The organism is Streptomyces sp. NPDC059866, from assembly GCF_042731325.1.
Classification (GTDB): Bacteria; Actinomycetota; Actinomycetes; order Streptomycetales; family Streptomycetaceae; genus Streptomyces; species Streptomyces flavusporus.
The window spans coordinates 63739-78035 of record NZ_JBHWJT010000007.1 but is presented as its reverse complement, the minus strand read 5'-3'; the positions used below and the strand labels follow the sequence as shown (position 1 = coordinate 78035).

Genomic DNA, 14297 nt, shown 5'->3' with positions numbered 1-14297 from the left:
CGATCGGGGCATCGGGATGGAGGGCGTCCATCCATTCGTCGTGGAGTTCGGCGAGGACCGCGGTGGCGACGGCCCTCCGCACGACTGGCCAAGTTCTGTGCACGCACGACCAAGTCCGCGCCGGTACCGGCGTCTAGTCTCCTGCCGTGCGGCGCACCGCCACCGCCGAACAGGCGGCGCGCTTCACGGCACACGTGACCTGCGCCTGTGCGCTCACCCCCGCATCGAAGAGAGAAACGCATGAAGAAGCGTTCCGCGAGCATCCTGTCGGTCGGTGCCTTGCTTGCCGGCCTGTTGGGCGGCGCGATTGCTACCGCATCGTCTGCCGCAGCTGTTGCGAACTACGAATGCAACACCTCCAAGCAGTTCGCCAAGGGGAGCTATCACATCCTGTTGCCGCACCAGAACTACGCTCCTGCCGATCCCTACTGGTGCTACCTCAAGTACGGGAGTCAGAACAGCGGAGTGAGTGCACTTCAGTTCTCGCTGAACAAGTGCTACGGGGCGGGACTGGCCGTAGACGGTGCGTACGGTCCCGCAACCAGGGCTGCGGTAGTTTCCGTTCAGCAGCGTCTCGGCGTCGGCGTGGACGGCGAATACGGACCGGAAACCCGCAGCGCGATGAACTGGTCGCACCGGACCAGCAGCGGAGCACACGCCTACTGTGCCAAGCTCAGCAGCTGACGCATCGAGGCAGCTCAAGCGGCAGTTCCGGACACCTCCTCGCGTACTTCACACCGGAAGGCCGCCCTGTGACCACCCCACCACGACGGAGGACTCCGGTGATGCCGCCGGGGTCCTCCCTCTGTTCGAGATCAAGCTCATCGATACCGTCGGTTCCGTTTGTGTTACCGAGGCCCAAGCGTCAACGACGCCAGGTTCGCACCGGCGGGCACCGACGTCTTGCGCCAACTTCGCGGTGTGATCACGGCCGTGTCCGGCCCGCCCGCGTACGCGGGGGCCGGGGGCCGGATACGGCTCGGCGGGTGAGCGCCGGCGTCAGGACACGTCCGCCGTCCGGGCGCCCCGGCCGGACCCGCGCCTCGACGGCCCGGGATGGTGGTGCTCCCGCCAGTCCCGCGGCGAGATGCCGTACGCCCGTTTGAACGCCTTGCTGAAGTGGGTCGGGTCCGGGAAACCCCAGCTCCGGGCTATTCCCGCGATGGTCCGCAGACGCCCGCCCGGTCCGGCCAGCTCCCGTCTGCACTCCGCCAGCCGGTGGGAGCGGATCCAGTCGCCGAGACTGATCCCCGACTGGGCGAGCACCGTGTAGAGATGCCGCACCGAGATGCCGTGCGCGGCGGCGATCCGCGCGGCCGACAGCGTCGGGTCGGCGAGGTTCATCCGGACGTACTGGATGATCCGCAGCCCGAGAGACGCCTCCAGCGCCGCACGATTGACCCGGGACGTGCCGAGCTGGGACGTCACGGCGGCCCGCAGTAGCTCGATGCTCGGCTGGACGATCGCCTCGGCGTACACCCCGCCGCGCGTGTCCTCGCTGACGGCCAGTTCGGCGAAGTACCGGAAGGCCAGGCGCGCGACGGGGTTGTCGGAGCCGAGCGGGATCGCGGCGATGTCGCGCAGCGCCAGGTCGGGGAGCGCGAGCACCGCCCGGGGGATGCGCAGGAAGTGGTGGTCGAGGGCCCGGCCGAAATGCAAGGTGTAGGGCGCGATCGACTCGTACACCGTGAGGTTTTCCGGCCGCAGCAGGGACTGGCGGCCGTGCTGTTCCACCAGGCTGGTCCCCGACATCTGCAGTCCGACGAAGACCGCTGGCTCCTCGTCCTCCCGCGCCAGCCGACTCGTCCGGCGCACGGTGACCGCCGTCGACTCCGCCGAGCAGATCCGGATCGGCCCGACAGCGTCGAGCCCCATCCGCACGGAGATGTCCCTGGCCGGACGGTGGTGGTCGACATCGACCCGTACGAAGGATTCCCACAGCGCCGAGCGGATGGTCTCCTCCCGGTCCTGCTGCGGTATGAGGGACGTGTCCAGGACCGAGTTCATGAGACGGGCCCTCGTCCGCACAGGCCTGATCGCACGACGATCCGTTCCCCCCACCTCACTCCATGACACGGGTGGTTCCAGAGAACCTGGCCTACAGGGCTGTTCCACCGCGCACGGCGAAGGCATCCCGGCCCCCGCAGCCAAGCGTCGACAGTATGCCATGTCCGTGTCAGCCAGCCCGCGTCTCGTCGTACCGCTGCACGTTGAGCACTGCCGACGGGCGGGTTCCGCCCGAATCCGCCGACCAGACGGACCTGTTCCAGTGGCTGTTCGCCGGCACCGGCGATCTGCTGCGCCACCGGGCCCCGCACAGGCGGCCCCACGACACCCGGATGGGCAGCACATGCGGCTCCACTGCCCGGCACTGGCCTGTCACGTTGTGTACCAGTTGTGCATTGGACCCCGGCAAGAGGACAAGTGTGCAGGTCAAGCCATAGGCCCGCAGAATGTGGGACTGTCCCCGGCGTACAGCCCGACTCGTCTGCCGCTACCTGCGGCTTTACCTCGGAAATGGCCTCTGACCTGCGGCGGAGGCTCTTTCGGGTCTGTCAGGCCCTTGCCGTGTTACGCGGCTAAAAGTCCCTCGGACGGAGCTGAAAATCCCTGAAAAGTCCCACGGGATGATCTTGGTTCGTTGCTCCGAGCTGGGTGCGTTGCCCTGAAGGACGGGGACGCGGGCCTGCGAGCGTGGTGAGTCCGCAGTGGCGATTGGAGGAATGCAGCCACTTCGGGAGGCCTTACGTCGCACTGCTCTGAGCGGGTATGGCTTCGCGCACGCCCACTCGTTCAGCAGGGTGTGGTTTTGAAGCGCTCGACCTGCCGTTGGTCTGGGGTCGGTAGGGCCACGCCATGGCACCACGACCCACGCCCCTCTGCAGCCGGACGCGCGCAGGGCGGTCCTCGGTGCATGGCCTAGGGCCTGTCCGGCGGATCATGCCGGAGACGCGGGGGCTGGCACGCCCATCTGCGGCGTTGTCGTCGGTCGCCGACGCTCCGCTGGCCATCGCCGCACAAAGGATCTTCCGCCTGCCCCGCATGGACTGGCAGCCGGATGCTGCGGTCAGGTTAGGAAATCCGGCAAGCGACGACCCGGGCACGAACGGAACAGCAGGAAGGAAGGCAGAGGGCGCATCGCCTGTCAACGCCCGGTCCTTGGCCTGTCCACGTCCGTGATCTCTGCGTCTGCGGGCAAGGAGTGGTGCGCTACGTGACAACTGGCGGCGCGGCGTCCGGCCTAGCGTGACCGAGTTCCCTGTCAGACATTTGGAAACGAGGTAGCAACGCATGCCGTTCATCACCGTGGGCCAAGAGAACTCCACCACCATCGACCTCTACTACGAGGACCACGGAACCGGGCAGCCGGTCGTCCTCATCCACGGCTTCCCGCTCGACGGCCACTCCTGGGAGCGGCAGAGTGCCGTTCTGCTCGACGCCGGTTACCGCGTGATCACCTACGACCGTCGCGGTTTCGGACAGTCCAGCCAGCCGACGACCGGCTACGACTACAACACCTTCGCGGCCGACCTGAACACCGTGATGGAGACCCTCGACCTGCGGGACGCGGTCCTCGTCGGGTTCTCGATGGGCACCGGTGAGGTCGCCCGGTACGTGTCCACCTATGGCTCCGCACGGGTCGCCAAGGTCGCTTTCCTGGCCTCGCTGGAGCCGTGCCTGCTCAAGAGCGACGACAACCCGGACGGGGTGGCCCCGAAGGAGTTCTTCGACGGGGTCGTCGCGGCCGTCAAGGCGGACCGCTACGCCTACTACACCAACTTCTACAAGGACTTCTACAACCTCGACGAGAACCTCGGCACCAGGATCAGTGAGGAGGCCGTCCGCAACAGCTGGAACGTCGCCGCGGGCGGTGGCTTCTTCGCCGCCGCCGCCGCGCCGTCGACCTGGTACACCGACTTTCGGGCCGACATCCCCGCCATCGACGTGCCGGCCCTGATCCTGCATGGCACGGCCGACCGCATCCTGCCCGCCGAGGGCACCGCGCAGCCGTTCCACAAGGCGCTCCCGTCCGCCGATTACGTGGAGATCGAGGGCGCTCCGCACGGCCTGCTGTGGACCCACGCGGAGGAGGTCAACGCGGCACTCCTCACCTTCCTGCGGAAGTGACCCGGCGCCGGACCGTCGTCCCGTAGTGCGCAGGGCCTACGTTCGCCAACTGCCCGTCCGGAGAGCCGGTGGGGCAGTTCGCGTTCCCCCTGCGCTGCGCCTGTGACCGTGGTCTCCCCAGCGCTGGCTCGCCGTCTGCGTGCCGGATTGCAGCAGGTCGAGGGACTGGCTGAGTCGTACGACGGCGGTCGGCGCGTTGTCCAACCGGTTGAGGTTCTGCTCCTGCAGGGCAATCACCAATGCGGTCTCGGGTAGTGCCTTGGGCAGTGCGGCCTGGAGCGCCTCGTCGGTGGGGCGGTCCAGGCGGTCATCGGCTCGTCGAGCGGCAGGATCGGTGGACGCCTCATTGCCCTGGTAGGCCTTCGCCGGGGCAGCTGCCGCCTGCCGCGTCCGTTGCGGCGGCCGAGCCGGTCAGGGGGGAGGGACGCGATCGCACCCTGTGGCACAGACACGCCAGGCCGCAGACCAGGTACGACGTTGCCTCCGAGCGCCCGTGCACTTTTCCGACGCCGCACACTTGCGGCTCGCACAGGCAGGGCCCATCACGCAGGCCCAGAGAGGGCGCTGACGGGCAAGCTCCTCTGCACTCACAGCATGGCGGCCGCCTGACGGATGCCTACATTTCCGGAACACACACAGTTGCAGGAACGAAGAGGCCCACACATGCAGTTCGGAATTTTCTCGGTGGGGGACGTGACCCCCGACCCGACCAACGGCCGTACCCCGTCGGAGCGCGAGCGCATCAAGGCGATGGTCGCCATCGCGTTGAAGGCGGAGGAGGTCGGCCTGGACGTCTTCGCGACCGGTGAGCACCACAACCCGCCGTTCGTACCGTCGTCCCCGACCACGATGCTCGGCTACATCGCCGCCCGTACCGAGAAGTTGATGCTGTCCACCGCCACGACGCTGATCACCACCAACGACCCGGTGAAGATCGCCGAGGACTACGCGATGCTCCAGCACCTGGCCGACGGCCGGGTCGACCTGATGATGGGGCGCGGCAACACCGGCCCGGTGTATCCGTGGTTCGGCCAGGACATCCGCCAGGGCATCAACCTCGCCAAGGAGAACTACGCGCTGCTGCGCCGCCTGTGGCGCGAGGACGTCGTGAACTGGGAGGGCAAGTTCCGCACGCCGCTGCAGGGGTTCACGTCCACGCCCCGGCCGCTGGACGGGGTCCCGCCGTTCGTGTGGCACGGCTCGATCCGCTCGCCGGAGATCGCCGAGCAGGCCGCGTACTACGGCGACGGGTTCTTCCACAACAACATCTTCTGGCCCGCCGAGCACACCAGGCGGATGGTCCAGCTGTACCGGCGGCGGTACGCCCACCACGGTCACGGCCGGCCCGAGGAGGCCATCGTCGGCCTCGGTGGGCAGGTCTTCATGCGGAAGAACTCCCAGAACGCCGTACGCGAGTTCCGCCCCTACTTCGACAACGCGCCCGTCTACGGGCACGGCCCCTCGCTGGAGGAGTTCACCGAGCAGACTCCGCTGACGGTGGGCTCTCCCCAGCAGGTCATCGAGCGGACGCTGTCCTTCCGCGAGACCGTCGGCGACTACCAGCGGCAACTCTTCCTCATGGACCACGCGGGGCTGCCCCTGAAGACCGTGCTGGAACAGATCGACATCCTCGGCGAAGAAGTGGTGCCCGTGCTGCGGAAGGAGTTCGCCATCGGCCGCCCGGCCGACGTGCCGGACGCTCCCACCCACACGTCCCTGCGGGCCGTTCAGGAGGTGGCCGCGGCATGAAGCTGGTTGCCGTGTCCGCGGGGCTGAGCACCCCGTCCTCCACCCGTCTGCTCGCCGACCGTCTCGCCGAGTCGGCCCGCGCTTATCTGGCCGACCAGGGCCACGACGTGCAGGTCGATGTCGTCGAGCTGCGGGAACTGGCCGTCGCCGTCGCCAACAACCTCGTGACCGGATTTCCTCCGCCGCAACTGGCTGCCGCCATCGACGCCGTGACGGGCGCCCATGGCCTGATCGCCGTGACCCCCGTGTTCACCGCCTCCTACAGCGGACTGTTCAAGTCCTTCTTCGACCTGATCGACCCCGATGCCCTCACCGGCAAGCCGGTCCTCGTCGCGGCGACGGGAGGCACGGCCCGCCACTCCCTGGTCCTGGACCACGCCCTGCGCCCGCTCTTCGCCTACCTGCGCGCGACCGTCGTACCCACCGCGGTGTACGCGGCCTCCGAGGACTGGGGATCCGGCGGCGACGAGTACACCGAGGGCCTGCCCGCACGCATACGGCGGGCGGCCGGAGAGCTTGCCGCCGTGATGGCTGCCCGCCCGGCCGAGGAGACGCCCGAGGACGACATCACCGCGCTCGAACGGCAGCTCTCCGACCTGCGCTTCGACTGAGGCCCCGGCGGGTCACTGAGAGAGCACGTCCTCTCGCGGCATCCGTCCAGTGATCCGGTCGTGTTTTCCGGTCCAGGCTCCCCGGGGCAGTTCTGCGGTGGCGCCCTGGGTTCCCGGGTCGGATCGCTGGTCTACCACTCCGGCGGCTGGAGGGTGGTCACTGTCTTGGGCGCGGTCGTGCCCCTCCCGGCGCGCCTGTACTGGGCCTCGGAACACTGAGTAGGCGGCCGCTCCGCACAGTGACGACAGGTCCGGCCACCCCGGCCCGAGCAGGTCACCGCCCCCGGCTCTCCGGAGACGAGCACCTCTGCCTCGAAAGACACTCCAGCCGTTCCGGCTCCCATATGGCATGCTGCGTGCAGATTCACTGCGCCGCACGCCTGCCAGAGCTGCATTCCGTGCGGCCACGGCTTTTCGGGATGGCACGTGGACCGGATTACGAAGCGGTCCCCCTGCCGGCAGAACGGATGCCATACAGGCGCCGGTCCGCGGCCGGGACGAGGAACTGGCATTCACTGAGGCACGACTCACCGCTCTTGCCCGTGGCCACGGCGGGGTCGTGTGCGTTGAGGGGGCTCCGGGCAGTGGCAAGACCCGGTTCCCGGCGGAGGGGTATGCCGCAGCGGCAGTGCCGGCCGGCTGGTAACCGTAGCGCTCCACATCGGGACTGATGAGTGGCCGGACGCGGCGACCAGGCCCCAGGAGAGGGGGGCGTCGGCGGTTCAGTGGTGACGGGGTCGCGGGGGCGGCTGCTGCCGCCGCCCTGAGGCTGGGCCTGGAGAAGCACGCCGTATTCTTCCGTCGGGGAGAACGGGGTGGGGTCATGTCCGGGGAGAAGTCGTTCGGGGTTGTTCTGCGTGGTCTGCGGCATCGGGGCCGTTTGACGATGGAGGAGTTGGCTGAGGCGTCGGGGGTGAGTGTCCGGGCGATCGGCGACATGGAGCGGGGGCGCAGCCGGGTTCCGCAGCGGCGTACGGTGGTGGCGCTGGCGGACGGGCTGGGGCTTGCGGAGGCGGATCGGGAGGCGCTGCTGGCCGCTGCTCGGGCGGGGCGTCCGACGCGTGCGGTGAGGGTGGCGGGGACGGCTGTGCCGCCGCGATCGGTGGGGGACTTCACGGGGCGTGGCCCGGAGTTGGCGCTTTTGCGGGAGGCGGCGGAACGGGCCCGCGCCGGCGTGGGGGTGTCGGTGTCGGTCGTCTCGGGTCCTCCGGGGTGCGGGAAGACGACGCTGGCGCTGAAGGCGGCAGCGGATCTGGCGGAGGAGTTCCCTGACGGGTGCTTTGTGGTGGACCTGCACGGGGTGGAAGGCCCTGTGGACCCGGGCGAGGCGCTGCTGAAGCTGCTGAAGGCCCTCGGGGTGTCGGACCGCCGACTGGCGCAGGAGGATGCGCAGGGTCGTGCGGGGTTGCTGCGGGCGCTGCTGGGTGAGCGCCGGTGCCTGGTGGTGTTGGACAACGCCCGCGACGAGGGGCAGGTCCGTCCGTTGCTGCCCGCGGGCGGGAGGAGTCTGGTGCTGGTCACCAGCCGGCGGCCCCTGTCGGGGTTGGAGGATGTCGAACGGCTGGCGCTGTCGGAGATGGCACAGGCGGAGGCGGTCGAGCTGCTGCGCCGGATCCTCGGCGCGGAGCGGGCGAATGCGGAAGCCGAGGCTGTGGCGCAGGTGGCGGAGCTGTGCGGGCGTCTGCCGTTGGCTTTGCGGGTGGCTGCGAACTGGCTGACGGTCCGCTCTGGATGGAGCGTGGCCCACCTGGTTCGCCGTCTGGCCGACGAGGAGCGCCGCCTGGGTGCGCTTGCTGCCGGTGATGTGCGGGTGGAGGCGGCGTTCGAGCTGTCCTATCGGCAGCTGACCGGCCAGGCCGCCCGGATGCTGCGCCTGCTGAGCCTGGTTCCGGGGCCGGACATGACCGCCGCCTACGGCGCCGCGTTGACCGCGACCGGCGTCTTCGAGGCCGAGGATGTGATGGAGGAGCTGGTCGAGGCCGGACTGCTGCAGACCGCCTTCACCAGCCGCTACCAGCTGCACGACTTGCTGCGGCTGTTCGCCCGTGCCCGGCTGTCCCGCGAGGAGGATCCCGGCGAGCGGGAAGCGGCCGAGGACCGGCTGCGAACGTGGCTGTTGGACACCGCCCTGGTCGCCGGCCGCTGGTACAAGCCCAAGTACGGGGCGCCGCCGTCCTCCTGGCAGGGCCTGGTCCCGCTGGAGAGCGCCGAGGAGGCCCGGACCTGGCTCCAGGGCGAAGCCCCCGCCTGGCTCGCCGCGCTGCGCAGCGCCGCCCACAGGGGTGAGCACACCCGGGTCGTGGAGACCGCCTATGCCATGGAATGGTTCTGCGACCTGTGGGTCTTCTGGGGACACTGGCCCGAGGTCTTTCGCTTGGCCAGCGAGGCCGCTGCCGCACTTGACGACCCGTACATGCAGGCCTTCCACCTCAACATGTGCTCCTGGGCCCTCTCCTACGATTCCCGGCCCCGTGAGGCCATCGAACGGGCCGACGAAGCGCTGGAATACGCGCGCCGCGCCCACGACGCTTCCCAGCAAGCCTCAGCACTGGCGCATGCGGCAATCGCGCACAGGCACCTCGACGAGGCCCAGGCGGCCGCCGACAAGTCTCTCGCCGCCATCGACCTGTTGGACGGCGTCGGTGATCACGGGACCTGGCTGAACGCCATGCTGACCTACGGAGTCTCCCTGCGCATGCTCGGCCGTGCCGAGGAAGCCCTGTACCAGCATGAGCGCATCATCGCCTTCCTTGATGCACCCGAGTCCCCGGTGCGCGGGCACGTTGCCGACATCACCCGTGCAACGGTGGCCCACTCACTCGGTCGTGACTACGCCGCCCTGCGGCGGTGGCGCGAGGCCGCCGGCCACTATCGCAATGCTGTAGCCCAGACCAACCGCATCGGCATTCCCCACATGAAGGGCAGCGTGCTACTGCATCTGGGAGAGGCCCTGATCGAACTGGGAGAAACCGAGGAAGCCCGCTCCTGCCTCCGTCAGGCCCTCGCCCTCGGCGACGCGGCCGACAGCAAAGACTTGGAGACCGCACAGCAGCTCCTGGACTCGCTGCCCGCCGAGTGAGCAACGCCTGCCGCCGCGCGGTCAGCTCGCGCAACTCGACGACTTGGACGTCGAACGGGGCGGGCGGGGCGACCGGTCCTCGGGCGACTGTCGGGTCGCCTCGGCGAGCCGGTCGGCCAGCAGGCGTGTCGACGAGGGCTGGCTGAGGCGGCCGAAACAGCCACGATCTTGAAGGGTTCCACAGTGGTCTTCCTCGTCTCTCGGGCGTGTTCTGCGGCTCGTACCGGTCCGTTCTCCGTCGCGCGGCCGCACCCCGAAGCCACCCCGGTACGGGCGGCGGTACCTGCCTGCTCGCGCACGGGGGATGTGGCCTGGGCGCCCCTTCGTGCACCTGCCCGGAGCGGAAGGCGGAAGGAATCAGCCGCGATGCCGGTGCAGGGCCACGTGTACGGTGTCGAGGGCCTGCATGAGGGCGGCGCGGGCGGCGTCCGTGTCGCGTAGCAGATCGAGCACCATGAAGCTGTGAATTGTCCCGTGGTAGCGCATGGAGACCACCGCGACGCCGGCCGCACGGAGCTTCGCCGCGTAGGCCTCGCCCTCGTCGCGTACCACGTCGGCCTCGCTGGTGATCACCAGCGCCGGGGGGAGTCCGGTGAGCTGCTCGAGGGAAGCCTGCAGCGGTGACGCGGTGGCCTCGCTGCGCTGCCGTACGTCGGGGAGGTACTGGTCCCAGAACCAGCGCATGGTCTCGCGGCCGAGGAAGTAGCCTTTGGCGAACTCCCGGTACGAGGGGGTGTCGAAGTCCGCGTCGGTGACCGGGCAGAGCAGCACCTGCTGCAGCAGCCGCACCCCTCCGCGCTCCTTGGCGAGCAGGGTCAGCGCCGCCACCAGGTTGCCGCCCGCCGAGTCGCCCACCGCGGCCATCCGGCTTCCGTCCAGACCGATCTCGCCGCCTCGCTCGCGGATCCACTTCGCGACCGCGTAGCACTGCTCGACGGCGACCGGGTACTGCGCCTCGGGGGCACGCTCGTAGTCGACGAAGACCACGGCCGCGTCCGTGCCCAGGGCGAACGCGCGTACCAGCCGCTCATGGGTGCCGGCGTCGCCCAGGACCCAGCCCAGCCCGTGCAGGAACAGCACGACGGGGATCTCGCCGACGCTGTCGGCGGGCCTGACCACCTTCACCCGTACGTGACCGGTCGGCCCGCCCGGCAGTGCGAACCACTCCGTGGAGGTGTCCTCCTTGTCGAGGGGGTCGGGGTCGTCCTTCCCCTGGAGACGGGCCAGGTCCAGCCGGGCCTGTTCCAGGTCCGGTTCGTGCGTCGACGGTGGGCAGGTGTGCCTGTCCACGAACGCTCTGGTGGGGTGGTCCAAGAGCGGGTGTCGGACGAACGAGGGGGAGAGGTCGGTCACAGGTCTCCTGCCGAGAGGGCTAAGGGAACTTGAAGCGAAAGGATTGTTCGGTGCACCGGGCGTCTGGCCGAGAGGCGGAACGCGATGCTGCGGCTGCCGGGCCGGGGCACTGCCGCCGCAGGCACAGGGCCGCGCGCACGGTTCCGAGCTGGCACCTTACGAGCTGGACGGCGGGAGGCCAGCTCCCGGTCGGTCGGCCACCGTGCACGACGGCGTCGGCGCGCCCCCCGGGGACCGCCCGACGTCGTCCTGGGCGGTGCGCAGGGTGCGCCATTCGCGGGGGGAGACGCCGTAGGCGGCGCGGAAGGCGCGGCTGAAGTGAGCGGGGCTGACGAAGCCCCATCGCTGAGCCACCGCCGACACGGTGGGGGCCGTCCTGCCGCGGCGGGCCAGTTCACGTGCGCACTCCTCAAGGCGGCGCTGCTGGATGAGCCGGCCGACGGTGATCCCCTCACCCTCGAAGAGCCGGTGCAGGTAACGGACGGAGATGTGGTGCGCCTTCGCTATGGCCTCCGGGGACAGAGCCGGGTCGCCCAGCTTTCGGTCGATGTGGTTGCGGATGCGCAGCACGAAGTGGCTTCCGGCTGTATCCGCATCCGCGGGTACCTGCCGGGTCCGCTCCGCCACCAGCGTGGCCAAGAGGTCGATGACACTGTTGGCCAGCTTGCCTCCGACGGCGGGGGAGTACGAGTGTGCCGAGGTGGCCAGCGTGCTCAGGAAGGGCTGCAGCACCGCTCCGAAGCCGTCCGTGGGGCCGATGACGGTGCCGGAGACCTCAAGGATGTCGCTGTCCGGCACGCCCAGCATGTGGCGGGGCAGTTGGAAGACGTGCGTGGTGAACCGCTCCGGGTAGTCGAAGGAGTACGGCCGGGTCGTGTCGTACACCACGAGGTCGCCCTCGCCCACCTCGGCTCGTCGGCCGTCCTGGATGAAGGTGGCCGTGCCCGATACCTGGACACCGACCGCCACCAGCGCCTCGGACGATCGGGCGATCAGTGCCGGAGTGCGGCTGACCCGCTCCGCGTCGGCCTCCATGGTGGAGACCCGCAGGCACCCGAGGCGGTCGGTGGCGATCCGGCCGTCGAACGGGCCGTCGCCCCGCGGTGCGACCGTCATCGGCACCAGCGTCCTGCTCACCGCGTTGTTCCAGTATGCGACCTTGTCCAGGTCCGGCACGGAGGCGGTCGTCAACATCAAGCTCAAGGTGCTCTCCCCCACAGGAACTGACTCCGGGGCTGGAACGAACGGGAACAGGACGGACGGCCGCACCACCTCCCCGGAAGGCTGCGACCGGTGCCCGGCAGGGCCGGACGGCTCGTCGTACGGGCAGCGACCTCGCTGGAACGCAACCGGACCGCTTCGGCGAGGCCCGGGTTTCCCGCCCGCACCGAACAGCCAAGCAGCGGACCTCTTCCATCTCCAGGCAGAAAAGTAGGCAGAAATCGCGGGAGCGGACGGGCACGTCCTGTGCTGTGCAGTACCGGCACAGCACAGGGCGCCGTGAGGAAAGAAGCCAGCCACCCACCGAAGTACCGTTGACATGGCGTCAGGCGCCGAAACCGCGCCCCGACCGGTGCGCAGGAGTGAGGCCAACGTCGGCGGAGACGTGATCGCCTTCTGTGAACGATCGCGTATTTCGGAGGAGTCGGACATGGCGTACTCGCTGGGGCGGGAGAACCACCTGTCTGCCGTCCTGTTCAACGGACTCGAGCCGCTCGCTCTACATCGCCCCGCCGAAGGTTCACGCCCGAGAAGAGGCACTCCGGGCGGTGTCAACGTTCCGCCCTTGCGACGGGGAGAGCGGTGTGGTCGAAAGACGACAGGCACGGGACCGCCTGTGCGGATGCCAGCGGATCAACCCGGCGGTCAGCCCAGCTCCGTGTCCAGCCACTGGAGACCTCCGGGGTCACCGGGTCGGTGATATCGCTGAACTCTTCATGCCTGGTCAGGTACTTGGCCACATAGGACAGACCGGCACGATGCGCTTGCCTGTAGCTCGCACATCGGTGAGCGCCTCATGGACCAGCTGCGCGGCCAGGCCCTGGCCGGCGAAGGCGTTGTCTACTTCCGTGTGGAAGAAGACCCGCTGCTCACCACGGTCACAGTAGGTGGTCAGACCGACGCGCTTTCCGTCGACGAGGATTTCGTAACGGTGCTGTCTTTCCACCCGTTCGATGGTCGGAGTGGCGGACGGCTTGGGCATGGGGATTCTTTCGGTTGGGGCGGGTCAGCGGCGCGGTGGGTTTCCACGCGGTGCGATGACGGCGTTCGGCAGGGCCGGTGCGGGGAGGCGGTCGCCGCCGTAGCCCTCGACCGTGCCGAATCGTGCGGACGCGTTCTGGCGCCAAGGTGTCGTTTCCGGTGTCGGCGTATCCCAACTCCGCCGGATGCAGCAGCGTGTCGGCCCTACGGACAGGTCCGGTGTCGACGAGAAGGCCGTGCTCGAAGCCGGGGTCGACACCGGTTCGGGCACCCGCTGCCCAGGGTGCCGTTGGCGCCGAGCACCCGGTTGCTGCGGGGCAGCACGAACGCGCCCGCGACCGCTCCGACGCCGACCGCGCCCAGCAGCAGCCCGTAGCCGCCCGAGCCCAGGTGCAGGGAGCGGCTCGCGACGAGCGGCAGCAGCGCCCACAGGGCGGCGCCACCAGGGATGAACAGGATCATGCGCAGGAGGACCCGGCGGATGCCGGGTGCGTACCACACGTAGCGACGGCCTGCGTCGAGGGCGGTCAGCAGCTTCTCGCCGCTGGGGGCGGGCACAACCGTCCGGGGAGGCCGCCAGAGCAGCAGGACGGCGGCGATGCCGAGATAGGAGGCGGCGTTGAAGGCGAACACCCACCCCGCGCCTGCCGCTGCCACGACCACTCCGCCCACGGCGGGCCCGAGGGCGCGGGCCAGCGCGGTCAGCGCGCCGGAGACCACGAGCATGGCCAACTGCGCGGCCAGGAGCACCCTGCGACGGTCGTAGCGGTCGGCGACCACGCCCGAGGGCAGAGCCAGGAGTACGACGGGCAGGCTGGAAGCCGTCTGGACGAGCGTCACCAGTGCCGCGTCGTGCCCGATCAGCAGCCACTGGGCGCCCACCATCTGCATCCAGCTGCCGATGTTGGAGACCAACTGGGCGATCCACAGCGCCCGGAAGACGCGCGCTGCGAGCGGCGCCCATGCCGAATCCGGCTTCGGGGACTGCGTGGGTGTGGAGGATGGTGCGGTGCTCATGGCAGTCCATACGGGGGGGGTGCGGACGCGTTGACTCCGGCAGGTGTCGCGTATGCCAAGCGGCTGTTGTCGTGTGGAAACCAGGACCGGCCCACCGGTCGTTGTCGACCGTCAGCGCACAGGGTGTGTTCCCTCGGCGCGGTGCCACCGGTGGGCCG

General features: G+C 69.4%; 9 protein-coding genes and 2 pseudogenes. 5 read left to right on the top strand and 6 right to left on the bottom strand.

Annotation, left to right across the window (positions count from 1 at the left end):
- Positions 1 to 240: 240 nt before the first annotated feature.
- Positions 241 to 684: a peptidoglycan-binding protein gene (locus ACFV7R_RS12605; RefSeq protein ID WP_385262985.1), complete on the top strand. Its 444-nt coding sequence runs from the start codon at positions 241 to 243 to the stop codon at positions 682 to 684.
- A 315-nt stretch (positions 685 to 999) separates the two neighbouring features.
- Here ACFV7R_RS12605 and ACFV7R_RS12600 read toward each other — a convergent pair whose 3' ends face one another.
- Complete coding sequence (locus ACFV7R_RS12600; protein WP_385262983.1) at positions 1000 to 2007, bottom strand: helix-turn-helix domain-containing protein; 1008 nt, start codon at positions 2005 to 2007, stop codon at positions 1000 to 1002.
- A 1284-nt stretch (positions 2008 to 3291) separates the two neighbouring features.
- Between ACFV7R_RS12600 and ACFV7R_RS12595 the strand changes: the two genes are divergently transcribed.
- The 4 genes from ACFV7R_RS12595 to ACFV7R_RS12580 all read left to right on the top strand — a co-directional run bounded on the left by ACFV7R_RS12595 (position 3292) and on the right by ACFV7R_RS12580 (position 9567).
- Entirely contained in the window at positions 3292 to 4128 is an 837-nt protein-coding gene (locus tag ACFV7R_RS12595) for an alpha/beta fold hydrolase (RefSeq protein ID WP_385262980.1), read from the top strand.
- Positions 4129 to 4791: 663 nt separating this feature from the next.
- The gene (locus tag ACFV7R_RS12590) at positions 4792 to 5877 is read left to right on the top strand and encodes an LLM class flavin-dependent oxidoreductase (RefSeq protein ID WP_385262979.1); all 1086 of its coding nucleotides are present in this window, start codon (positions 4792 to 4794) and stop codon (positions 5875 to 5877) included.
- Complete coding sequence (locus ACFV7R_RS12585; protein WP_385262976.1) at positions 5874 to 6488, top strand: FMN reductase; 615 nt, start codon at positions 5874 to 5876, stop codon at positions 6486 to 6488. Before ACFV7R_RS12590 ends, ACFV7R_RS12585 begins: the two co-directional genes overlap by 4 nt.
- 823 nt (positions 6489 to 7311) lie before the next feature.
- Positions 7312 to 9567: a helix-turn-helix domain-containing protein gene (locus ACFV7R_RS12580; RefSeq protein WP_385262974.1), complete on the top strand. Its 2256-nt coding sequence runs from the start codon at positions 7312 to 7314 to the stop codon at positions 9565 to 9567.
- Between the two features lie 357 nt (positions 9568 to 9924).
- On the opposite strand, the gene ACFV7R_RS12575 is transcribed toward ACFV7R_RS12580, so the two are convergent.
- From ACFV7R_RS12575 to ACFV7R_RS12555, 5 genes and pseudogenes are all read right to left on the bottom strand, one after another.
- Positions 9925 to 10857, bottom strand: coding sequence for an alpha/beta hydrolase (locus ACFV7R_RS12575; protein ID WP_385262972.1), 933 nt, complete (start codon positions 10855 to 10857; stop codon positions 9925 to 9927).
- Between the two features lie 219 nt (positions 10858 to 11076).
- On the bottom strand, positions 11077 to 12114 hold the full coding sequence (locus ACFV7R_RS12570) for a helix-turn-helix domain-containing protein (protein ID WP_385263359.1): 1038 nt from the start codon (positions 12112 to 12114) through the stop codon (positions 11077 to 11079).
- Between the two features lie 672 nt (positions 12115 to 12786).
- A pseudogene (locus tag ACFV7R_RS12565) lies at positions 12787 to 13123 on the bottom strand (GNAT family N-acetyltransferase).
- A gap of 24 nt (positions 13124 to 13147) precedes the next feature.
- Positions 13148 to 13382 (bottom strand): annotated as a pseudogene (locus tag ACFV7R_RS12560) (pirin family protein); the annotation flags it as partial.
- Positions 13327 to 14139, bottom strand: coding sequence for an MFS transporter (locus ACFV7R_RS12555; protein ID WP_385262970.1), 813 nt, complete (start codon positions 14137 to 14139; stop codon positions 13327 to 13329). The pseudogene ACFV7R_RS12560 and the gene ACFV7R_RS12555, both read right to left, overlap by 56 nt.
- Between the last annotated feature and the right edge of the window lie 158 nt (positions 14140 to 14297).